17 protein-coding genes are annotated in these 22,648 nt (G+C 47.5%); 6 read left to right on the forward strand and 11 right to left on the reverse strand.

From position 1 onward, the window contains the following. Positions 1-511: 511 nt before the first annotated feature. From QUB20_RS23685 to QUB20_RS23695, 3 genes are all read left to right on the forward strand, one after another. On the forward strand, positions 512-5,215 hold the full coding sequence (locus QUB20_RS23685) for a TIR domain-containing protein (protein ID WP_333249916.1): 4,704 nt from the start codon (positions 512-514) through the stop codon (positions 5,213-5,215). 169 nt (positions 5,216-5,384) lie between these two features. After that, a complete protein-coding gene (locus QUB20_RS23690) occupies positions 5,385-6,146 on the forward strand; it encodes a hypothetical protein (RefSeq protein ID WP_333249918.1) in 762 nt (253 codons plus the stop codon). Positions 6,147-6,447: 301 nt separating this feature from the next. Then, entirely contained in the window at positions 6,448-7,068 is a 621-nt protein-coding gene (locus QUB20_RS23695; RefSeq protein WP_333249920.1) for a Uma2 family endonuclease, read from the forward strand. Positions 7,069-7,340: 272 nt separating this feature from the next. Here QUB20_RS23695 and QUB20_RS23700 read toward each other — a convergent pair whose 3' ends face one another. The 9 genes from QUB20_RS23700 to QUB20_RS23740 all read right to left on the reverse strand — a co-directional run bounded on the left by QUB20_RS23700 (position 7,341) and on the right by QUB20_RS23740 (position 15,715). Then, positions 7,341-8,006 carry a Na(+)/H(+) antiporter subunit B gene (locus QUB20_RS23700; protein WP_333249922.1) on the reverse strand — a complete coding sequence of 222 codons (666 nt, stop codon included), beginning with the start codon at positions 8,004-8,006 and terminating at the stop codon, positions 7,341-7,343. Further along, positions 8,006-8,593 (reverse strand): DUF4040 domain-containing protein, encoded by a 588-nt coding sequence (locus QUB20_RS23705; RefSeq protein WP_333249925.1) that lies wholly within the window; start codon positions 8,591-8,593, stop codon positions 8,006-8,008. Before QUB20_RS23705 ends, QUB20_RS23700 begins: the two co-directional genes overlap by 1 nt. Further along, positions 8,583-8,870 (reverse strand): monovalent cation/H(+) antiporter subunit G, encoded by a 288-nt coding sequence (locus tag QUB20_RS23710; RefSeq protein ID WP_333246758.1) that lies wholly within the window; start codon positions 8,868-8,870, stop codon positions 8,583-8,585. The genes QUB20_RS23705 and QUB20_RS23710 overlap by 11 nt, the downstream gene beginning before the upstream one ends. Further along, positions 8,867-9,097, reverse strand: a complete 231-nt coding sequence (locus QUB20_RS23715; protein ID WP_041622563.1) for a hypothetical protein — start codon at positions 9,095-9,097, stop codon at positions 8,867-8,869. The genes QUB20_RS23710 and QUB20_RS23715 overlap by 4 nt, the downstream gene beginning before the upstream one ends. Before the next feature lie 461 nt (positions 9,098-9,558). Next, the gene (locus QUB20_RS23720; protein WP_333231558.1) at positions 9,559-9,942 is read right to left on the reverse strand and encodes a Na+/H+ antiporter subunit E; all 384 of its coding nucleotides are present in this window, start codon (positions 9,940-9,942) and stop codon (positions 9,559-9,561) included. Further along, positions 9,939-11,369, reverse strand: a complete 1,431-nt coding sequence (locus QUB20_RS23725) for a cation:proton antiporter (protein ID WP_333249927.1) — start codon at positions 11,367-11,369, stop codon at positions 9,939-9,941. Before QUB20_RS23725 ends, QUB20_RS23720 begins: the two co-directional genes overlap by 4 nt. Continuing rightward, entirely contained in the window at positions 11,366-11,704 is a 339-nt protein-coding gene (locus QUB20_RS23730; RefSeq protein ID WP_333052085.1) for an NADH-quinone oxidoreductase subunit K, read from the reverse strand. Before QUB20_RS23730 ends, QUB20_RS23725 begins: the two co-directional genes overlap by 4 nt. Positions 11,705-12,202: 498 nt before the next feature. Then, positions 12,203-13,468 carry an ABC transporter permease gene (locus tag QUB20_RS23735; RefSeq protein WP_333052082.1) on the reverse strand — a complete coding sequence of 422 codons (1,266 nt, stop codon included), beginning with the start codon at positions 13,466-13,468 and terminating at the stop codon, positions 12,203-12,205. Between the two features lie 426 nt (positions 13,469-13,894). Further along, entirely contained in the window at positions 13,895-15,715 is a 1,821-nt protein-coding gene (locus QUB20_RS23740; RefSeq protein ID WP_333249929.1) for an efflux RND transporter periplasmic adaptor subunit, read from the reverse strand. A gap of 212 nt (positions 15,716-15,927) precedes the next feature. Here QUB20_RS23740 and QUB20_RS23745 point away from each other — a divergent pair, with 212 nt between their 5' ends. Both QUB20_RS23745 and QUB20_RS23750 read left to right on the forward strand, forming a co-directional pair. Then, on the forward strand, positions 15,928-16,182 hold the full coding sequence (locus tag QUB20_RS23745) for a BrnT family toxin (protein ID WP_333249932.1): 255 nt from the start codon (positions 15,928-15,930) through the stop codon (positions 16,180-16,182). Continuing rightward, complete coding sequence (locus QUB20_RS23750) at positions 16,169-17,629, forward strand: WD40 domain-containing protein (protein ID WP_333249934.1); 1,461 nt, start codon at positions 16,169-16,171, stop codon at positions 17,627-17,629. Before QUB20_RS23745 ends, QUB20_RS23750 begins: the two co-directional genes overlap by 14 nt. 366 nt (positions 17,630-17,995) lie before the next feature. Here the strand turns inward: QUB20_RS23750 and QUB20_RS23755 are convergent, their stop codons facing one another. Both QUB20_RS23755 and QUB20_RS23760 read right to left on the reverse strand, forming a co-directional pair. After that, positions 17,996-19,264, reverse strand: a complete 1,269-nt coding sequence (locus QUB20_RS23755; RefSeq protein WP_333249938.1) for a pitrilysin family protein — start codon at positions 19,262-19,264, stop codon at positions 17,996-17,998. Positions 19,265-19,526: 262 nt separating this feature from the next. Then, positions 19,527-20,792 carry a pitrilysin family protein gene (locus tag QUB20_RS23760; RefSeq protein ID WP_333249940.1) on the reverse strand — a complete coding sequence of 422 codons (1,266 nt, stop codon included), beginning with the start codon at positions 20,790-20,792 and terminating at the stop codon, positions 19,527-19,529. 436 nt (positions 20,793-21,228) lie between these two features. On the opposite strand from QUB20_RS23760, the gene QUB20_RS23765 reads away from it, so the two are divergent. Further along, positions 21,229-22,257 (forward strand): hemerythrin domain-containing protein, encoded by a 1,029-nt coding sequence (locus tag QUB20_RS23765; RefSeq protein ID WP_333249942.1) that lies wholly within the window; start codon positions 21,229-21,231, stop codon positions 22,255-22,257. Positions 22,258-22,648 lie beyond the last annotated feature (391 nt).

Genomic DNA, 22,648 nt, shown 5'->3' on the forward strand with positions numbered 1-22,648 from the left:
TTTTATTTTTACTATCACCTAAAACTCACCAGAGCCTTACAAAACTCACCCTCAAGCGGGCTGATAGCAAGGCCGAAATCTTTAATTCATACCTGTATTCAGCAACGCCATAAATTATGTACTTATGGCAAAGATCCGACTTTTCCGACTTTAAGATCCGACTTTTCCGACTGACAGAGACAGTGGCGCCAAGCCATGATAGAGATAGGGAAAGTCAACCCACGATATCTAGATTGTCAAGATATCGTAAACCGGCCTTGCTGAATTGGGTATGAAATTTGTAGGCTCAATCCCTCCGTGGTTGCCTCACCGCTGAGGGGGTAAGCACTTAGAATTACCCCGACAGGAAAAATCATACTTTGATTCAGCAGCGCCTGATTTTGTTCTAGTCCCCTCCAATCCGATCGCGTGAGGTGGTGCGGTTTTGCTGTCTACCATTCGCCGTATCTAAAATCTTTTAATTCGATGGAAATTTCCCAATTTCCTATTCCCTATTTACCTACCCCTCACTATGAAAACAATATTTGATGCTTTTATATCTTACGGACGAGCAGATAGTCTAGCTTTCGGCAGAAAGTTATACCAGAGACTGCGAGAAGAAGGGTTGAATATTTGGTTCGACCAAAACGATATTCCCCTGGGAGTCGATTTCCAAAATCAAATTGACGACGGCATCGAGAAAGCGGACAACTTCTTATTTATCATCGCACCGCATTCGATCAACTCGCCTTATTGCGGCAAGGAAATTGAACTGGCAATTCGGCGCAACAAACGGATAATTCCCTTACTGCACGTCGAAGAGATCGATCGACACATTTGGCAGAAGAGAAAACCCCAGGGAACCGACGAGGAGTGGGAAGCCTACAAAGCCAAAGGATTGCATTCGTGTTTTCAGAATATGCACCAGGCGATCGGCAAAATCAACTGGGTGTATTTTCGCGAGGGAATTGATGACTTCGATAAATCTTTCACCGGATTACTTGAATTACTAAACCGCCACGCCGACTATGTAGAAAAGCATACGCAATTGTTAACCAAAGCCTTAGAGTGGGAACGGCAGCAAAAACAAAATCGATGGCTGCTAGTTGGCGACGAGAAAAAGCAAGCAGAAGCTTGGTTAAAAATTCATTTTAACTCAGAACAGCCGCCTTGCTTTCCGACGGACTTGCATTGCGAATACATTACTGAAAGCATCAAGAATGGCAATAACTTGATGACTCAGGTGTTTATCTCTTATTCCGAGCAGGACCGGGAAACAATGGAGAAAATTCGCAACAGTCTGAGGCGCGAAAGTTTGACAGTTTGGACGAATACAACCGATATTCAAACCGGAGAAGATTTTCAGAGGGCGATCGATCGCGGCATCGAACAAACCGATAATTTAATCTATCTGGTTTCCCCAGACTCTGTAGAATCCGAGTTTGTTCGGAAAGAATTAGACTATGCCGTATCGCTGCACAAGCGACTTATCCCCATTTTAGTGAGAGAAACGCCACCCGAATCGATACCCAAGGCATTGCAGGGGGTGCAGTATATCGACCTCACCGACAACGTAAAAGAAGACGATTACCTACTCGATGAAAGTCAATTGCTGAAGATTATACATCAGGATGAAGTTTACTATAACGAGCATAAAGTTTTCCTGACTCAAGCCTTGAAGTGGGAGAGACAGCATAGGAATCCGAGTATTCTGCTGCGAGGTTATAACTTGCGAAGTGCAGAGGCGTGGTTGAAGGTAGGGCAGAAACGGACGCAGCATCGCCCGACAGCATTAATTGAAGAATTCATTGCGGAAAGTTTGCGGCAACCGCCCTTAGAGTCCCTAGATGTTTTTATTTCTTATTCTCGCGTAGATTCGGATTTAGCCAGAAAGCTCAATAACGGACTGCAGCTACAGGGAAAAACGACCTGGTTCGACCAAGAAAGTATTGCCTCGGGAGCGGATTTTGCGCGAGAAATCGAGCAGGGCATCCAATCGTCAGATAATTTCTTATTTATTCTTTCCCCGCAATCGGTAAATTCACCCTATTGTGCGATGGAAGTGGAGTATGCCGCCAAGTTGAACAAGCGGTTTGTGACGCTGCTGCATCGGCCTGTCAATTCAGCAGACTTGCATCCGGAGTTAGCCAAAGTCCAGTGGATAGATTTCAATCAAAACGAGGGGGATTTCAATGCCAATTTTAATCAATTGGTCAGAACCCTGGATACAGACAGAGAACACTTACAGAATCATACGAAATGGTCTCAGCGGGCCTGGGAGTGGAATCAAAAAAATCAGACGAAAGATCTACTATTGCGCGGGAGTGAATTGGCGATCGCCGAAGTTTGGTTGAAAGACATTCAAGAACAAAAGAAACAGCCCGTCGCGACCGAGTTACAAAAGGCATATATAGCCAAAAGTAGCGCAGAAAAACGCAAAAATAAGATGCTATTAAGGGGAGGGGTCGTGGGTGCGCTCTCGGTAACACTTGTCACTATTGCCGCAGCAAGTATGGTGTGGTTGATGAACATGGTGAGTAGAGTAAACAGGTTAGAGCAAAATGCTGGCGGCGCGCAGAGTTTGCTCGATGCCGATCCCCTAGAGGCACTCATTCGGGTGATTCAAGCCACAGGTCAAACCGAAGATAAAGATGTTGACTGGCCGGAGATGTTGCCCCAGCTGCAGTCTAGCTTGCACGATGCCACCGGAGATGCCAGAGAGCGCAATCTCCTGACAGCAAGCACACTGCCAGTCACCTCATTAGCGTTGAGTCCAGACGGTCAAATCCTCGCGAGTGCGGGTTTTGACGGGACGATTCGCCTGTGGGATACGTCTGGCAATCCCATCGGTCAACCGATGGACCCGTTGCCCAATTGGCGTACACCCGCCCTCCATTCCGTGGCCTGGAGCCCAGACGGCAAAACGATCGTCAGTGGCGATGCAGAGGGGACGATTCGCTTGTGGGACATCTCTGGTAAGCTCATGGGCCAACGCTTAAAAGGGCATCAAGGCGAGGTCTTGTCAATCCGATTTAGCCCCGATGGCAAAACGATCGTCAGTAGTGGCGAGGACGGGACGATTCGCCTGTGGGACACTTCTGGCAATCGGGTCGGTGAACCCTTCAAAGGGCATGAGGGTGGGATTCGATCGATCGCATTAAGTCCCGATGGAAAAACCATCGTCAGTGGCGGCGAGGACAAAACGGTTCGTTTGTGGACTCGTCAGGGTCAACTCATTGGTCAACCTTGGACGGGGCATGAGGATGAGGTCGCGTCAGTGGCCTGGAGCCCCGATGGTAAAACCATTGCCAGTGGCAGCTATGACGGGCGGATTCGTTTGTGGAACACCGAGGGGAAACTCATCGGTCAACCCTTCAAAGGGCATGAGGGTGAGTCGATAATGTCACTCGCATTTAGTCCCACAGGTAGCGTCATCGCCAGTGGGGGGTTGGATGGAACCATTTCTCTTTGGGATCTGGAGGGGAATCCTCTCCAGGGTCATCCCCTCATCGGGCACGTGGGTGCAGTCTCGTCCGTGGTATTGAGTCCTGATGGCAAAACCATTTTCAGTAGCGACGATAAGGGGACGATTCGTGTGTGGGATAGGGACGGCTACCTCATCGGTCAACCCTTCACCGGGCACAAAGAAGGAGTATCCTCAGCGGCATTTAGCCCCGATGGCAAAACCATTGTCAGTGGTGGCGAGGACAATACAATTCGCTTGTGGGACACTACTTCTGGCAAGCCCATCGGTCAGCCCTTTAAAGGACATACAGATTGGGTCTCTTCAGTGGCATGGAGTCCAGACGGCAAAACCATTGTCAGTGGTAGCTTGGACAAGACAATTCGCCTGTGGGATACTTCAGGCAATCCCATCGGTCAACCCTTTAAAGGACATACAAAAGGGGTCAAGGCAGTGGCATTTAGCCCGGATGGTAAAACCATTGTCAGTGGTAGCGCGGACAAGACAATTCGCCTGTGGGATACTTCAGGCAATCCCATCGGTCAACCCTTTGAGAGACATAAAAAGTCGGTCAACTCCGTGGCATTTAGCCCGGACGGCAAAACGATCGTCAGCGGTGGATCTGACTGGAAAGTTAGCCTGTGGGATACTTCAGGCAATCCCATCGGTCAACCCTTCCAAGGGCATAAGGGTGCGGTCTTCTCGGCGGTATTTAGCCCGGATGGCAAAATGATCGTCAGTGGCAGTAAGGACAAGACAATTCGCCGGTGGAAGACTTCTGGCGAACCCGTCGGTAAACCTTTTAGAGGACACACCAATTTCATCTCCTCGGTGAAATTTAGCCCGGATGGCAAAACGATCGTCAGCGGTAGTTCCGATAATACCATTCGCTTGTGGAACGCCTCCGGTGGCTTGAATAACCCCTCCAGTTGGAAACCCCCCACTGAACCCATCGGTCAACGCCTGAAGGGACATACGCAATCAGTCAATTCAGTTGCGTTTAGCCCTGACGGTAAAACCATTATCAGCGGCAGTACCGATGGCACGCTTCGCAAATGGCGCGTTGGCACTTGGCAAGATTGGCTGAAGATGGCGTGCAACCGAATAATTTTACATCCCGTTTTAGTCGCGCCGGAAAAGCTGCTTGTTGGGGATGTGGGAAAGACCCTGGCGGCGGAAGGGGCGCGGAAAACCTGTCAAACGCGGGTCTGGAACGATGCGGAAAACGCCCAGTTTTTACTCAATCAAGGTCGATCGCTCGCGCAGCAAGGCGATTTCAGCCCAGCCATCAAGACGTTCCAACAGGCCAAGAAATTATCGCCCAGCATTAAGGTGCCAGCAGAGGACGAGGTTAAACAGTGGGCTGTTAAAGGTTTGATCGAACAAGGGGAAAACCTAGTCCAAGAGGGTAAAGTTCAGAAAGCAGTGGATGCCTTCGAGAAAGCAAAGCAGTTGGACGCAACCTCGAATATCTCTCAAGAGTCTTGGGATACGCTGTGTTGGTACGGTGCGCTGCACGGAGGGGCAAAGACCGTAATCTCGGCGTGCGATACGGCGGTGGCACTTGCACCGGGCAATGGCGACGTTCGAGATAGTCGTGGGGTGGCCCGGGCGCTGACGGGGGATACGCCAGGGGCGATCGCAGATTTTCAAGCGTTTATCGAGGGCACGGATTCGGCAGAGCGCAAAAAAAGGCGGCAAGGCTGGATTGATGCCCTGAAAAAGGGTGAGAATCCGTTTACGGAGAAGGAGATCGCTGAGTTGTTGGAATGAGTTCAGAAGGAACAGTTATCAGTTATCAGTCAATACTGAATTGAATGGTTGTTAGAGTGAATGATCGATCGCATTGTTAGGATTGAGATCGCCACTCAACCTCATTTTCAAGACCTAATAGCTAGGTTGCCGATCGAGCTATTTTTCTATGTAGCGTTGTATTTTTTCCATGCCAGAAACTTTCTCGATCGAATTTTCCAACGGCCTGACGGCAAAAGCTATCTATTCTCAAGCCAATGCCGACCTGACGTTAACTCTACAGCAACTGGGACTCTCTAGTCCGCGTCCAGTCATCGTGGTGGTTGGCGGTGCCAGTAAACTCAGTGAGGTCGATCGCCAACGGCTGCGATCGCTCTTTCTAACGGTTCTGGCTGCCCTCGCCGAGTCTTTAAATGCCTGTGTCGTCGATGGCGGGACTGATGCTGGGGTAATGCAAATGATGGGGGAGGCGCGATCGCAAATGGGTGGAACCTTTCCCCTGATTGGCGTTACCTGCGTGGGTTTGGCAACATTACCGAACCAGCCACCTCCAGCAGAAGATGCCTGTGGCTTAGAACCCTATCACACCCATTTTATCCTGGTTCCGGGTTCGCAATGGGGGGATGAGTCTACGTGGATGGCGCAAGTCGGCAGTGTCCTATCCGGTGGTTTGCCCTCTGTCACCATTTTAATCAATGGGGGCGAAATTACCTGGAAGGATGCAGCCCAAAGCGTGGAAGCACAGCGCCCGATCGTGGCGATCGCAGGCAGTGGCAGGACGGCGGATATTTTGGTGGCGGCGTTGAATGGAACGGTGAAAGACGATCGGGCCTCGGCACTGGTGGATTCGGGCCTGCTACAAGCGGTGGATATTAATAACCCCAAGGCGTTAGACCGCGTTCTCAAGCAAATTGTAGCAACTTGTAGTAGTGTCTCAAGCTTAAACCTGTAGGTATGTTCAGCAAAGCGAAATTCACCAGCCTGAGAGTGTGTTGAAACTCAGGGTATTAATTAGAGGATTAGAGGCGCGATCGGAGTTTATCTAGATAATTTGAGCTTTTGAATTCACCTGCGGCAATTAACTTTTATTCAGCGATCGTATTTTGGGATGAAAAGCGCCCGATTAAATCCAGCATTTTAAATTGTCTGAATCTAGCAAGGCTGGCAGATTCGTAATTTTTAACCGCAGATGGCCGCAGATAAACGCAGATAGATAGAGATATAATTGATATTATCGGTAATTCTGAAAACCTATGACTCAAGCTTTACCTAAGCTCGTAAACTTCGAGGAATTTGTGGAGTGGCTGCCTGAAAATTCGGCGGTACGCTACGAACTGCATAATGGAGATATTGTTGAGATGGCACAACCAGTAGGCGAACATGAGGAAGTTAAAGGCTTTCTTGGCATCGAAATTCCTTTTGAAATCAAACGTTTGGGATTGCCATACAGTATCCCCAACCAAGCGATAGTTAGGCCTCCTGAAAAAGATTCTGGTTATTTCCCCGATGTGTTGGTACTAAATCGTGCAAATCTGGTAAATGAAACATTGTGGAAAAAACAATCTATCCTCAGTTGGGGTGCATCGATACCTTTGGCAATTGAGGTTGTGTCAAGTAATTGGCGCGATGATTACTATTTGAAATATGCTGATTATGAGGAGATGGGTATCCCTGAATATTGGATTGTGGATTATGCTGCGTTGGGTGGACGCAATTTTATTGGCAATCCCAAACAACCGACAATTTCTGTCTGTAACTTGGTTGATGGTGAATATCAAGTCCTCAAGTTTCGAGAGAACGATCGCATTGTGTCGCAAACTTTTCCTGATTTGAACCTCACAGCAAATCAGATTTTTCAAGCTGGTTTAGTGTAAGCGGATCTCTCGTAAATTTGGATTTTTTAACCGCTGATGCACGCAGATAAACGCAGATGAGTACACAGGAATTACTTATCAAAAGCAAAGAAACCGGGTTTTTGATTTCGCAAAAAACCCGGTTTCTGACTACTCGTGCCTCAGCCTTATAAACGTAAAATATTGTTTATAAGGCTGAATGATTAAACGGCAGAGAACACAGAGGACACAGAGTCAGAGATTGAGAGAGATGAATAATTTCGATGCCAATGGATTTGAGATCGGGACATTTTTCATAGCAATCCGCGATAGCGAATAAACACCAACAGCACCGCCCACGATCCTAATGCCACTTTGACTGCAACCAGGATATTCAGCAAGGGGAGAATGCCACCGCTGAAAAGTGTGCCTAACTCTCCGTGCGGTAACTCATATCCTGACAGAGTGATAACGGACAATACAATGAAAACAAGTACCGAAACTTTCTCCAAAGTCGCCGCGTGCCAGCGCTGGTAGATTTCTTGCATCCACTGTGGTGATGAGGTAATCGCCACTAAGCCGATCGCAGTTCCCCCCGCTACACCCGCCGCAAAACCACCGCCTGGACTTAAATGGCCGCGAATTGCTAGTTCGATACCCACCAACGCGGCAATCGTCGCTCCCAATCGCGCCAAAATAATCGATGGTTGATCGGTAAACTGATATATGGCGCAGGACGGACTTTCATTGGCTAGCATAAAACTTGCACCCATGATGGCGATCGTAAATACTACGACTTCAAAGATCGTGTCGTACAGCCGATTTCGCAAAATGATACCGGAAACCGCATTGGATACTCCACTATCTTGAACAACCAATTCGACGATCGAACTTTGCTGCGATAACTCCATTGTGGGATTGGCGATTAGCAGCATTTTGATAAACAGCGCTATCCCGGATAAAAAGTAAACCCACTTCATCAATGCTTGTCCTCTGCGTCAGGTGTATTTACATAGGTTAGGGTTGTCCCCGGTGATGAAAGTTCGGTTTGCATGATGTCGTAGACACGCCGAACTCTGGTTGCGGTGTTATAAAGTTGCGCTTCGCCACTGTTTTCCAATTGGCTTTGTGGCGCACAAGCTGCATGAACTTCTTTTTCCCTCAGCGCCCGCTGCAATGCCTGTGTAGTCGCATAGGGAACGAGTTCCAGGCGCATATGGCGTTTCTGAAAAATTGTGCGGATGTCATCTATCAGTTGCTTAAAATCACCTGCGGTTTTGTCGTTTGGTATAGCATCGCCCTGTGTCCCCTCTTCGATTACACCCAGACGCAGCACGAAGGATGAACGCACCGTCACTGCATAAAGTGTAATCGCGAGTAGAGTACCCATCAAGGCTTCGGTCAAGCCCACATCCCCCGCGCCTAAAATTGTATACACCAAGGCGGCGATCGCTCCCAATACCCCCCGCAGTAGCAATGCGTGGTATGGATTGACCTGAAATACCACCATACCAGCAGCTAAGGGCAGCAGAGCGACGAGGACATAAATGTAGCTATTATCGTTCATAGTTAGTCCCTGTTTTAGAACAATAGGCCAACACATATCCCAGCATTGTGTTCCAGGTTGCTAAGCAAATGAGCGCCAGAATCAGCAGGGGCCATTTACTGGGTATTTGCAGCAGCAATCCGACGACGATCGCGATCGAACCCAGCGTATCTGCTACCGAAAGACTGTGCAGTTTATATAAAACCGATCGCTTCCCAAGTAGGTAAGAAGTACCCCAAAACCAGAAAAAAATCCCTATACCGATGCAGGTATAGCTCAATACATCTATTACGATCATGCTTCACTGATACGTTTGATTATATGTGCCAACAACATCAAGCCAGCATTACCCACACTGAGGATAATCGCCGCCACCACACCGATCATCCAATCATCGCGCCAGACGGATATGACGAGAGCGATGATTGCCGCCTTGGTCGAAATACTGGCAAAGGCCAACATTGTCTGCCAGATATCATGATCTTTCCATACCTCGTACATAGGTATGAGCAGAGCCAAAATCATCGCAATTAGAATCAAGTTGTTCAAGTTGTTCAATTGTGTGGACTCCTGATTTTTCTTAGTTAATATCGGGGCGGGCTCGCGTGCCCAACCCCCTACACCCCACAAGAAACTCTTGAGAATAGTGCAACTTAATAGACCTCTGCCATAATTGTTGTGGAACAGGGTTCCTGCCTGTTCTTGACGGGCAGTTTCGCGAGTGGGGGCGGGTTTATTTAACCTGTCTGCAATCTTTAAAGCTATTGGTGAACCCGCCCCTACAGATTCTTGAGAATGATCCAATATCGAGCGTGTAAATAAACTCGGGTATGTCAGAAAATGTAAAGTATCGTAACCCCTGCGATAGAGCACTTTTACTAACTGCGGACATACTTACGTATTTTATCGCCGTTCTACTTATTTATTTCTCCCTTCTCTGCCTTCTCTGAGTTCTCTGCGGTTTAATCATTCCGAAAAAACTTCAGCTAATTACTCGAAGTCCGCCGCACTCGGTGTACTTCGTAAAAACCCTCTTCGTGATATTTCACGACAATCGTCTTGGGAGTAAAAGTGATCACGAAGACATCTAGGAATATCAGCAAGGGCGATCGATGGTTTGGCACTTTTTCCATGATCACATCTTCGTGTCTGTGGGGACGGAAGATGAGTTCAAAAGCTTCTATATAAGCTATCGGAATCGCCATGAAGATTTTACCAAACACCCCCAACCATTCCCTCAAAGGTTCCGGGGGTGTGTAGCTGCGCGGCAACAGGAAAGCAATGATGAAGCCGATCGCAATATTTGCCAAACTAAAATCGGCAGTAAGTAGAAACCAGATCGTCAGTCTTAATATTAGCTGTCCAATCATGTTGAGAATGCCATCCAGAATAGTAGGAGCGAAATCAAGCTCATAAAACCGACCAAATGATCGAATTGTTCAAGCATACGTGGCAGTTTGATTGCCGTGCGTTGAAAAATTAGAAAATAGGCTAACCAACCAACACCGATGATAGCGATCGCCTTAAGCATATTTTCCAGCGTATAAGCCTCAACATAAAAGGCATTGGCTGCAATCAGCCCACCTAGCAACAGCAACACCGCAGGCCAAAAACCGGGTTTTGATTTTGCTTCTCCACCACGGGGCAGAAAGATGAATTTAGCAAATAGGATAGCAGTTCCTACTGCTGCCACATTCATGGCGGTCGCATAAGCGGGTGTCAAATTCTTCAAAGTCAACATCTTTGCCCCAAAGCCAACCAAAAAGGGAAAGCCTGAGATCGAAAGGCTAGCCACGACTAAGGCAATCCAAAGCGTAGTATTAATCTTCTTTTGTCGCAATTCCTTAAAGTCGCGGCTGGGTAAAGAACCCGCAATCAGGAATAGCGCCGATTTGACCAAGCCGTGGGCGAGGGCATAAAAGCCTGCCACTTCCGGGGCTACGAGAATCCAACCTAACTGCGAAACCGTGCTGAACGCCAGCACCCGCTTGGTATCCTTTTCAAAGATGCCATAGAACACGCCCATAAACGCCGCCCCGACTCCGAAAATCTGGACGATGGGTGCCACCTCCTCCACCATCAGCGCACAGCGCACGAGGGGATATACCCCCGCTTTGACCACAATCCCTGACAGCAAAGCCGACACTGGCGTTTCTGATTCCGAGTGAGTTAACGGTAGCCATAACCCCGATACAAACACACCTCCCTTAACCAAGAGTGCCATAAAGATCAGAGCGATCGCCTCTGGGGGCGCTGCACCCAAGCCGGCAAAACTAAACGAATTACTTGCCTTATAAACCAGCACGGCACCGACTAGATAAAACAGCATTGCCGTGTTGCTAATAAATAGATAGCGCAAAGCCACCCAAATCGAGCGATCGGTGCGAGCATAGGCAATCAACAGAAAAGCCGCAATCCCGCTGACTTCTAACCCCACATATAAACTGATAAAGTCAGTAGAGGCAAAAGCCGCATTCAGGCTGCCATGCAACATCAGAATTTGTGCATAAAAAAATGCCGTCTTATCTGTGGGCCAACAGTAGATAATCACCGCTGCCGTGACTAAGGCATTGGTTAAGATGAAATAGCCGCTCAAGCGATCGACTAACAAAGTGACACTGAAATTATCCAGTAACTGCAGCGTCACCGCTGACGGTATAGCAAAAAGCTGGAACGCATAGGCAGCGGACGCTATCGCTCCGAATATTGCGAGATACTTGGCAAACTTCGGAATCAAATAAATACTAAACCCGACAAAAAACGGGAGTCCAATCCAGGCGATCGTCAGGGTATTCATGGGGTATTATTCATCTCGATTTCGTTACTTTCTAATGTCGGATTATCTCGTGCCAGCTTCATCACACTGACCAGCATTAAAGCCTGAATCGAAAAGCCGATCACGATCGCCGTTAAGATCACCGCCTGGGGAACCGGATCGGCGTAAGCGACAACATTTTTCCCCTTTGAAATAATTGGTGTCAGCAAGCCTTCTCGCGATGCCACCACCACGTAATAGGCGATAACCCCTGTACTCATGACATCCATACAGACGATTTTCATGAGCAGGTTCTTTTTAAAGATGATACCAAAAAATCCGCAAAATACTGTTGCCAATACCAATGCTTCTAACATGGAAATTGCGTGTTGGATAAGGGGTTTTTGTTATTATATTTGAATTGGCGTATATTATTTCTAATGGGACTTAGAAATTTTCTATCCCCTAAACTAGCTGAAACGCACTCTAGGTAAGGGAAAGAGTTTTAGGCTCCCTCAATCGATTTTAGATTTTAGATTTTAGATTTTAGATTTACTTGCGCGAGATAAATGCGGGGGCAATAAGTGATTTTCGATTTTCGATTTGGGATTGATTCCACGGATAAATCACGTGGCGGGTACCACATGAAGAAATTTTTGGTCAGATCCCAAACCCTTGCCAGTTCTGGACTGTACCCAATTCAACCTCAAACCCTTTACCTGTCGCTGTTTGCCGCCATTTTGGACGTGACTTTTGTCTAAGTCTCGTTAGCGAATCTGTGGCCGACAACGAAGTCCGATCGCCCATCAAACCCGGTTTCAGACCAGTCGTGCGTCCAAGAGTGTTCAATTTCACTGGAGCGAACGTCACTAAGTTCAATCATTCCGCAAAGCTGCGATCGGATCTAAGCGAGCCGCATTCCGAGCCGGTAACACTCCAGCCAATAAGCCTACAGTAAAGGATAGCCCAAAACCAGCCGCGATCGACCATACAGAAACCACAAACGGAAATTTGAATGCTGTCGAGGCCCCAAAGGCGATCGCAACTCCCAACCCAATACCCGCCGTTCCCCCCACCGTGGAAACTAAAATAGATTCCGCCATAAATTGAATGAGAATTGCTGCATTAGTAGCGCCTACGGCTTTGCGAATCCCGATTTCCTTAGTCCGTTCCACAACAGACACCAACATAATATTAGCAATACCGATGCCGCCAACCACCAAAGAAATTCCGGCGATCGAACCCACCATCACCGTAAATAAACCTATCACATTGCTGAAAGTATTAACTATCTCAGCTTGATTTACAACTCTAAAATCATCCGGTTGTGGCGGATAAATATTGTGGCGCAATCGCATGATATTTTCCACTTGAAATTGAGCATCCGCCAAATCCGCTTCGTCGGCAGTTTCCAACCAAAAACCCGATATTGCAATCCCCGCTAAAGAATTTCTCCCCACAATCCGCGAAGACATATTTTTGAGGGGAATATACACTCGATCGTCCTGATCGGTTCCCCCTACAGACCCCTTGCTTTCCATCACTCCAATGACCTTGTAGCGGTTTCCCTGAATGCGAATATCAGAGGATAGCGCATTAACTCCGGCTCCAAAAAGTTCGTCCCGCACCTTAGAACCGAGGACAACTACTGGCTCAGCAGCATTCAATTCATCCTCGTTAAAAAACCGTCCTTCTTGGGGTTGAATGTTCTTCACATCTGGATAGTTTAAATCCGTTCCCAAAATCGAAGTAAATGAATTTTGTCCGCCATAAACGACTTGCACTTGGCGCTGCAAATAAGCCGAAATCGCCTTAACAGCAGGAGCTTGTTTGCCGATCGCCCTAGCGTCATCCCAAGTCAGGGTAGTAGCAGAACCGCTTCCCTGACTGACACCGCCCGATCGCGAAGCGCCGGATAAAACCAACAGCACATTTGTACCCAAAGCCTTTAACTGTTCTTCAGTTGATTTTTGTACTCCCTGTCCCACCGAAGTAATAGCAATTACCGAAGATATCCCAATAATTACCCCCAGCATAGTTAAACTGGTACGCAACTTATTATTCCACAGCGCCTCTGTCGCCATCAACGCGATTTGAACATTAGAGATTTTGTTGGTGCGGGGGCGAGTCTGTAATTTCATGTTATTAGTTATTAGTTATTTGTTATTGGGTGGCAACTTCTAAGGATTCTGCCTAAATTGGCCCCTAATTTATCACCTGACGATGCAACCGGAAACCATATGATTTATGGCACAAACCGCCGGGGATTGAAACCCCCGTCTCATAGTTAAAGTCGGTTGAAACCGACTGAAAATTCGTCTGATGATGCAGCCGGAAACGATATGATTTGTGGCACGATCCGCCGGGGGTTGAAACCCCCGTCTCATAGCTAAAGTCGGTTGAAACCGACTGAAAATTCGTCTAAAACCGATCTACATCAACTCACTCTTCAGTCCTCTTTCAGAGGACTTTCGCTATGAGACAGGGATTTCAATCCCTGGCGGACTCTGCGACGAACTAGCGGACTCTGCGACGAACCAACTAGCCCCTACTGCGCGGACTGACTACTAACGCAAGCGCCTTCCCCCACCCGGTTGCAAACCTGGAATTCCACCCGACGATGGATTTTGGGATCGAGGCCGCAATCCGGCGGGTAAACTAAGCAGCACTTTTTCATTTCCTTTCAAACCCGATCGCACTTCCGTCTTGTCATCCACCGTCATACCAGTCTTAATCGGCATAAAAGCAGGTTTACCATCTTCTCCACCGGGAACATAAACCCCCGTTTCCCTTTGTTGGCGGACAATTGCCGCAGTCGGAACTACCAAAACATTTTTGAGTTCACCAGCCTTAAACTCAACATTCACATTCATGCCCGATCGCAGCATTTGTTTATCATCATTAATAATTGCCGCTTTTACCTCAAAACTTGTCACATTTTGCTGCACGATCGACTGAGGCGAAATTTGAGTGATTTTACCTGCAAAAGTCTTTCCCGCAAAAGCATCGGCTTGAATAGACGCAGCCTGGCCGATCTGAATCTGAGCAATATTAGTTTCTGCTACGTTTGCTACTAATTGATTTTTTGAAGCTAAGGACAAAATCGAAGAAGAAGTCGCCGAAGAAACCGCACTACCTGCCGTCGTGGGAGTCACAAAAGCGCCCGGATCTGCGTACTTGCGGGTGACAGTGCCGGTGAAAGGAGCCCGTAGCACAGTGTCGTCGATCAGCGCTTGAACGCTTTGCAGGCTGCCTCTAGCGGCGAGAACTTGGGCGCGGGCTTGGGCGATGTCTTCGGGGCGGGAACCAGCTTCTAGCAGGGCCAAAGCTTGCTGTTTTTGCTCGACGGCGGCTTGCCCCGCAGCGATGTCTTCCGGGCGTGCGCCCGATCGCGCTAGGGCCCAAGCTTGCCGTTTTTGCTCCACTGCAGCCCGCCCCGCAGCGATGTCTTCCGGGCGTGCGCCCGATCGGGCCAGGGTCAAAGCTTGCCGTTTTTGCTCGACAGCAGCCCGCGCTGAAGCGATTTCTTCGGGGCGAGCACCCGCTTGCAGCAAAGCTACAGCTTGTTCGGCTTGTCTGACTTGCGTTTGAGCTCGATCGCGCGCGGTGCGGGAGTTGTTGACAATTTGCAAAGCAATGGCTCCGGCATTGTAGAGTTCCTGATTTCTCTGAAAGTCTTCCTCTGCTTGGTTTTTGGCGTATTCGGCATCTCTGAGTTGGGCGACTGCTTGGGCGATGTCTTCAGGGCGATTGCCCTTAAGCAATTTTTGTAAATTTGCCTGTTGTTCAGCTAGTTGTGCCTCGGCTACGGCAATATCCTGGCTTCGATTGCCGTTGAGCAATTTTTCCAGACTTGCTTGTTGTTCAGCTAACGCTGCCTCAGCTACAGCAATGTCTTGGGTTCGATTGCCGTTGAGCAATTTTTCCAGACTTGCCTGTTGTTCTGCTAACACTGCCTTAGCCACAGCAATATCTTGGCTTCGATTGCCGTTGACCAATTTTTCCAGGTTTGCTTCGGCGGCTGCGAGTTGTCCTCGAGTTTGGGTAAGTTGGCCTTGGAGGTTGGAGTCGTCCATGTAGGCGAGAATCTGCCCTTGTTCAACCCTATCTCCTTCATTGACAAGCAAACTTTTGAGCATTCCTGAAGTTTTGGGGCTGACGTTAACGGAACGTTCGGGCACAATTGTGCCGTTTGCCGAAATTGTAATGGGCAGGTTCACCCTTTCGACAGCAACGGTTTTTTCCTGGCGTCTGGTTTCGCGGCTGGATTTGACTGTGAGTTGGCTGTAAGCTGTGTAGCCGACTCCTGCAAGCAGGGAAGCGGCGAGGAGTCCGCTAAGCCAGGGAGTCAGCTCTTTTTTTATCTGAAAGTGCTTTACTAAGTACATATAAATTAGACTGATCGGGCGTCTGTTCAATTTAGACCGATCGGGAACAGAAAAGGTTCAATTGAAGTCTCACTAGGTTTTTTCCCGTGTTTAATGCTTGCGGGCGATCGAGTTTAGATCCCAACATCGATCTCCAGTGCAGCATAAAACCTGTTCAGGCAAATGCGTGATAATGAATGAAGATAGTTTAATCTGGCATATCCTAATCCTTCATGCAATTTGAGTGGGACGAAGCGAAAAACCTTGAAAACATCCGTAAACATCAGATTGATTTTGCCGATGTTCCCGCGATGTTTGATGGTGAAATGCTGAGTGAGCTAGACGATAGTTTTGATTATGGCGAATATCGCTGGTTCGGGAGCGGTTCTCTCGGTTCTGGAATAGCGATAGTAGTCTGGACAGAACGTCAAAAAAATGTAATCCGAATCATTTCAGCGCGAAGAGCCAACCGTCATGAGCAAATCTGATCTAAACCAAACTTGGGAATGTGTGGCTGAATTGAGAGGTCATTCCAGTTGGATTTATGGGGTTCCAATTACTTCAGATGGAATGTTAGCTAGCGTTAGCGGGAGTGAAATTATCTTTTGGAATCTAGACACTCAAGAAATAGATACTATTCTTGAAGAACATAAGGATACCATAGTCTCTCTCAGTCTTAGCCCTGACGAAAAAACTTTGGCTAGCGGTAGTCTGGACAAGACAGTTAAATTGTGGAATTTAAAAACAAGAAACTTAATTTGTACACTTGCAAAACGCAAAGATCCGATTCATTCAGTTGCATTTAGTCCCGATGGTAAGTTGCTTGCAAGTGGAGGAGAAAATAAATATAAGACTGCCGATGGACAAAAAACAACTATTTACCTTTGGGATATTGATAGTAAGGAGCTAATCCGTACTTTTGTAGGACATGACCTTAGAGTAAATACTCTTGCCTTCAGTCCTGATGGTAAAACCCTAGCTAGTGGCAGTAATGACGCTACTGTTAAGTTATGGGATATAAGTTTAGGTGAGCCGTTGTATGTCTTAGAGGGGCATTCTAGCAATATTAGCACGGTTGCTTTCACACCAGATGGTAGCAGTCTAATTAGTAGTGGAGGTGGTGGTGTCAAAATCTGGAATGTGCCAACAGGAGAATTGCAACAAGCCTTTGCTGAGGAGTCCGAATATGTTAAATGCTTTGCAGTCGATCCTACTGGTCAAATTCTAGCTTTTGAAGTATACAATGGCATTGAGATTTGGAACTTAAAAAACAGTGAAAAGTTGCACTACTTGGATTTCATGTGGCCAATTAGCATAAACTTCAGCCCTGATGGGAAATTTTTGGCTAGTGGAGATGCAAGTGCGTTCAACGAAGATGATGGATTAGGTGGATTAGTTAAGGTATGGCGTGTCCCAAAGGTGGGAGTTATGCCACATAATTTTAAGCAATCTGAGCTAGATGCTGAGCGCCAGAAAATTGAAGCAGAGGGATATTTTGACGCTGAAACTCTTCAAGATGCCAGACGACGGATAACTGCTTCTATTGTGCAGCGACAGGGACAGGCTGAATTTCGACGTAAGTTGTTAATTGCTTACGGTGGTCGATGTCCAATAACTGATTGTGATGTAGAGTCAGCTATCGAAGCAGCACATATAATTCCATATCAAGGTACTCAAACCAATCATCCAACAAATGGTTTACCGCTCAGAGCCGACATACACACTCTGTTCGATTTGCATCTACTATCAATTCGACCGGATACCAATGAAGTGGTGATTGCCCCTGAACTCGTCGGCACCTGTTACCAAGATTTGGCTGATCGGAAACTGACTTTACCACAGGATCAAAAAACAGCACCAAATCAAAACGCTCTCAGCAAGCATCATGAAACTTTTCTCAGCAAATGCAAAAGTGGTCAGCTACCAGCAAGCTAACAACCGTGGTGCAGCGCACTGTTGCAAGCCGCTGGCGAGTGGCAAAGGTGATCTGCCGCCGCTGACCACGAACCTTATGCTTCAACTTTTCGGCAAGGGTGGCTTGAAAAGTTAACGATGGAAGATCATGCTCTCTTTTGCTCGCTGAAATCAAGGCTTGGCGATCGCCCTGGCTTAAAACCAATACCCTACAAAGAATACATATCCCACCCAAGTGTCAGTTGACCAGATAACTTGCGCTTTCATCTCTTACATCGCAACGCGAAACATTGATTTCACATTCCTAGAAACAGCGGACGAGCAAAGTCTTTTGATCGGCGATCGCATCGATCGAACTTTTGAAAAGTTCGATCGCCAATTTCCTACTCAACAAACAGCCGCCACTCCCAATTCTGTAATCGCCGCCTCCGGGCCCACCAAAGAAACATAAGGTTCTACAAAATATTTCTTAGCAGCATCCCGCGCTTCTGAAGCTGTCACCTGTGCGATTTCTTCTTGAAATTGCTGGTCAAATTTAATTCCCAATCCCAAAATTTCGTACCAACCTAAAACTTGGGCAATTTGCGAATTAGTTTGTTTTCCTAAAGCATATTGACCCAGCATTTTATTCTTGCAAGCTTGCAATTCCTCCTCGCTTAGTTGGATGCTGGTGAGTCGATCGACTTCTGTACGCAATCCTTCAAAAGCAGTCGTTGTATTTTCCGGCGCAGTACCCATGTACACCACAAACTGAGCCGTGTCCAAGCGCGTCGCGTAGAGCGCGGAAACGTCGTAAGCCAAGCCCCGCTTTTCCCGCAATTCCACAAACAATCGGCTCGACAAACCGTTACCCAAATAAGTATTCAGCAACTTAATCGCTGCATAGTCGGGATTTTTGACAGAGGGTGCGAGGTAGCCCAGCATAATCACTGATTGCTGCGTATCTTGCGCGGTAACGACCGATTGAGGGGAGGGTGACAGGGGGGGAACGCTTAAAGTTGGCAGGGGTGTTAAAGGCGCTTTCCAGTCCCCAAAAGTTCGATCGATCAGGGCGATCGCATCTTCGGTCGAGATTCTGCCGGCTACAGAAATAACTACATTATCGGGACGGAAATAGGTTTTGTGGAACTGTTCGAGCTCGTTTCTGGTGAGCTTTGACATAGTAGCTTCCGTGCCCAAGGGAGAGAAAGCATAGGGATGTTCCTTGTACATCGAGTGCCGCAATTGCTCGAAGGCGATCGCAAATGGCTGTTCTTGTTGCGATCGAATTGCCGATATGGCAATACGGCGTTCGAGCTCGACTTCAGCTTCCGGGAAAGTGGGCGATCTGGTCAATTGCGCCGCCAACTCCAAAATCTCCTCAAAATCCGCAGAAACCGTCTTTAAACTCACTAAAAAATAGTCTGTAGTAGAGTCGGCACTTAATCTCGCTCCCACCGATTCTACACGCTCGGCAATTTCCAGCGAAGACAGTCGATCGGTTCCCTTAGTCATTACCGCCGACAGCAAGTGACACAATCCTGCTTGTTCCGGCTGCACGTAGCGACTGCCGGCCCGCAGGAATATCCTAGCTGCAATAATATCTGCTGCTGGATTTTCTGCTGCTAAGACAACAATACCGTTGTCTAAAACCGTGCGCTGGATTTCATTTTTCATTGAATTCTTTGTTAACTGTTAACTGTTGACTGTTGACTGTTGACTGTTGACTGTTGACTGTTGGCTGTTAGTCATGATTATTCGTAGGATGGGTAGAGCGTGAGCGTTACCGATCATCCGATTTGAGATTGGCGATTTGAGATTGTAGATTGAGGGACAAATCTCAATCTACAATTAATAGACTTGGGTTTCATGTCTCAACCCAACCTAGTTGCTGTTAACAGTGAACAGTCAACAGTGAACAGTGAACAGTCAACTATTATTAGATTGGTTTGAGTACCACGGCTGTATAGCGCCGGGGAGAGAGATATTGTTGAGCTAGGCGCTGGAGGTCTAAGGGCCCAAATGCTTTAATCCTGGTGGGATAGCTGAGCGCTAATTCGGCACTGGCGATCGTATTGTAATATCCGTAAAGACCGGCTAGCTGTCCCGGCGTTTCGAGCGAGAAAGCAAAATCGTTGCACAGCAAACGCTTACAGCGGAGCAATTCTACCTCGGAAACTGGCTCAGACTGCAATTCCCAAAGCCGATCGCAAATCCGAGATTCCACCTGTTCGACATCCTTCGCATCCAAGACTGCACTGATAGTAAATAAACTAGATTCCCGTTGCAACGAGAAAGTGCTGTCGATCGCCTCTACCAATTGTAATTCTTCCCGCAGTTCCCTGACTAAACGCGAAGTCCGCCCGTCTGCGAGCAACACCGACAGCAAATCCAAGCCGCAAGCACTTTGCAAGTGTTCAACTCCCGGCCCCGTCCACGCCATCATCAGCCGCGCTTGTTCCAATCGCGGGAGACAGAGTTCCTGACGGCGAATTTCTATCAGTGGCGGTTCCGCCTCTGCGGTAAATTTGGGACAATCCCACCGATCGGAAAACTGCTCAAAAGCTTTCCCCGTAACATCTCTGGCCTGTTGTTCATCAATTCCCCCGACTACCACCACTGTCATATTTTCCGGCTGATAGTGCGATCGATGGAAACAGCGCATTTCGTGGGGAGTTCGCGACATCAGCAACTCTTCGGTTCCCAATACCGATCGCCTGTAGGGATGACGCTGGTAAACTGTTTCCATCATGGCTTGGAAACCCAGCCAATCGGGATTGTCTTGAGCTTGACGGATTTCTTCTAGCACCACATCTCGCTCGCGATCGAATTCCCGATCGGGAATCGAAGCGCGCAGTAGCAATTCTGCCAGCGGCTGCGCTGTTTCTGCTAAATAATCGGCCGCAGCGTTGACGAAAAAATGGGCGTAGTCGTGACTTGTAGCTGCATTGGCGACACCGCCCCGATTTTCGATTACCTGGTCAAATTCTCCAGGGGCGATCGAATCCGTCCCTTTAAATATCATGTGTTCGAGAAAATGAGCCATTCCCGACCAAGAATCCGGCTCCAGCGTAGCGCCAGCCCTCACCCACACGTCTAGCGCGACCACCGGTGTGGCCGAAATCCGCTGGTGAATGACCGTTAACCCATTATTCAGCTTCCAGACATTGGCTGGGAACTCTAAAGCAGTGAGCAGTTGAGACAAGCTAGTTATTCTTAAACTTTAGTTAACTTCGGCTGCAACTATGGTAGCGCTTTAGGGCTCTGCGATCGGGATTAATTGATACAGAAATCATCACTCAGTCGATTTTAGATTTTAGATTTTAGATTTTAGATTTACTGCACAGATGAATCTGGGGGCTTGAACAAGAGTCTAAAATTTTGAACCGATCGCGACAGGAGTACGTGGCACGGTATCCGTTTTTGGGCGGAGTCTTCTGCCATTAATCCTTACTCATCAGTTATTTTTTGCTTTTTGCTTTTTTTTAAGCAGTCTCAAATAATTACCATTTTTTGGTTCAAAAGTCAATAGGTTTCGCGGGATATTAATTAATCAGTCGGGAGAAAGAGGATGTTATCAGAATATATCAATAAATTAAGAGATGTAAGAACACTAAAGACATTGAGAGGAGAAACGACAGATGGTAGCTACTCTAGAAGATACCAAGCGCCAAGCGATCGCAACTAAATTAGCAGACATGAAAGCGCTGCAAAACCTGTTGATCGCCAACGAGCAATTGTTCATCAATTCCTGCAACGACTCCGAATTAGCCCAGCGCTTCCGGGATATGCTCGAAGACGATCGCAAAAACTTGGGCGTATTAGAAACCGTAATCGTTCAATACGGAATTCAAACCGAACCCAAAGAAACCAGCACAAAAATGATTGAAGAAGTTCAGAAACTCATGCAAGGTTCTGAACTCACCATGTTTGAAAAAGTCGCTCAGCACGAACTGCTCAAACACAAACAAACCATGGCCGGCTTATTAATTCACAAAGCCGCTCAAGTAGTCGGCGCCGACATCGAAGCTGCCATTACCCCGCTCAACACAGTTAACTTTGAGAACCGTGCTCACCAAGAACAACTCAAAGGAGTTCTCGAAATTTTAGGCGTGCGCGAACTGACCGGCAAAGACCCCGACCAAGGCGTTTGGGCCCGCGTGCAAGATGCAATGGCAGCAATGACCGGCATCATCGGCGGTGCAGTTACCCGCAGCAAAGATGAGATGAACATCACCGAAATCCTCACCATGGATCACCGGAAAGCCGATACCCTCTTTATGGAAATCGCAAGCACCGACGATCCGAAAAAACTGCAAGAATTCTTCGGTCAGTTGTACAAAGATTTAAGCGTCCACGCAGAAGCAGAAGAACAAATTGTTTACCCAGCAATTCGCAGCTACTACAGCAACACTCAAGAACTGTACAACGAGCAAGCAGAAATGAAGCAAATGCTCGCCAAGATTAAGTCAATGAACCCCAGTTCTTCTGATTTCAAAGCCCAAATCAAACAGCTCCAAACAGCAGTTCAGGAGCACGTTAAAGAAGAAGAAAGCGATATGTTCGCTCAAATTCGCCGCAACTTGAGCGAAGCGCAAATGGAACAAATGGCTACTCAATTCAAAGCAGCCAAAAGCACAATGCAGCAAGAAATGGCTAACCTGAAATAATTTAGCAGCGAGCTAATAGTAGCTCTAGCTGAGCTAAAAACTAGCTAAACTGCAACCTATCAATCCCGCTACCAACGTGGCGGGATTACTGTTTTATCTAATATCTAAAATCACAAATGTTCAATATACAGCGTATCGCAGGTTTATGAAGTAGATACAGTAGGGACACTCCAAGAGCCCATTGGTGTCAACTTAAGACTAAAACCATTGAGAAATATGGGTTTTATGCCAAGTCTAGATCCCCCTAAATCCCCCTTAAGAAGGGGAGTAGGGGTTGACTTTGACTGCACTCTTGTCCCCCCCTTCTTAAGGGGGGCTAGCAGGGTGGATTAATTGTCCCCAAGTAAATTATAATAGTCGAGCGCGAGCGGCTCGAGTCCGCTCGCGCTCG

It is taken from the genome of Microcoleus sp. B4-C2, assembly GCF_036705265.1.
GTDB lineage: Bacteria > Cyanobacteriota > Cyanobacteriia > Cyanobacteriales > Microcoleaceae > Microcoleus.

Coding starts and splice junctions, on each gene's coding strand:
- QUB20_RS23725 (WP_333249927.1), bottom strand. CDS start 11,369: ATGAATACCCTGACGATCGCCTGGATTGGACTCCCGTTTTTTGTCGGG.
- QUB20_RS23690 (WP_333249918.1), top strand. CDS start 5,385: ATGCCAGAAACTTTCTCGATCGAATTTTCCAACGGCCTGACGGCAAAA.
- QUB20_RS23730 (WP_333052085.1), bottom strand. CDS start 11,704: ATGTTAGAAGCATTGGTATTGGCAACAGTATTTTGCGGATTTTTTGGT.
- QUB20_RS23710 (WP_333246758.1), bottom strand. CDS start 8,870: ATGATCGTAATAGATGTATTGAGCTATACCTGCATCGGTATAGGGATT.
- QUB20_RS23685 (WP_333249916.1), top strand. CDS start 512: ATGAAAACAATATTTGATGCTTTTATATCTTACGGACGAGCAGATAGT.
- QUB20_RS23740 (WP_333249929.1), bottom strand. CDS start 15,715: ATGTACTTAGTAAAGCACTTTCAGATAAAAAAAGAGCTGACTCCCTGG.
- QUB20_RS23695 (WP_333249920.1), top strand. CDS start 6,448: ATGACTCAAGCTTTACCTAAGCTCGTAAACTTCGAGGAATTTGTGGAG.
- QUB20_RS23745 (WP_333249932.1), top strand. CDS start 15,928: ATGCAATTTGAGTGGGACGAAGCGAAAAACCTTGAAAACATCCGTAAA.
- QUB20_RS23700 (WP_333249922.1), bottom strand. CDS start 8,006: ATGAAGTGGGTTTACTTTTTATCCGGGATAGCGCTGTTTATCAAAATG.
- QUB20_RS23735 (WP_333052082.1), bottom strand. CDS start 13,468: ATGAAATTACAGACTCGCCCCCGCACCAACAAAATCTCTAATGTTCAA.
- QUB20_RS23720 (WP_333231558.1), bottom strand. CDS start 9,942: ATGATTGGACAGCTAATATTAAGACTGACGATCTGGTTTCTACTTACT.
- QUB20_RS23715 (WP_041622563.1), bottom strand. CDS start 9,097: ATGATTTTGGCTCTGCTCATACCTATGTACGAGGTATGGAAAGATCAT.
- QUB20_RS23705 (WP_333249925.1), bottom strand. CDS start 8,593: ATGAACGATAATAGCTACATTTATGTCCTCGTCGCTCTGCTGCCCTTA.
- QUB20_RS23755 (WP_333249938.1), bottom strand. CDS start 19,264: ATGAAAAATGAAATCCAGCGCACGGTTTTAGACAACGGTATTGTTGTC.
- QUB20_RS23750 (WP_333249934.1), top strand. CDS start 16,169: ATGAGCAAATCTGATCTAAACCAAACTTGGGAATGTGTGGCTGAATTG.
- QUB20_RS23765 (WP_333249942.1), top strand. CDS start 21,229: ATGGTAGCTACTCTAGAAGATACCAAGCGCCAAGCGATCGCAACTAAA.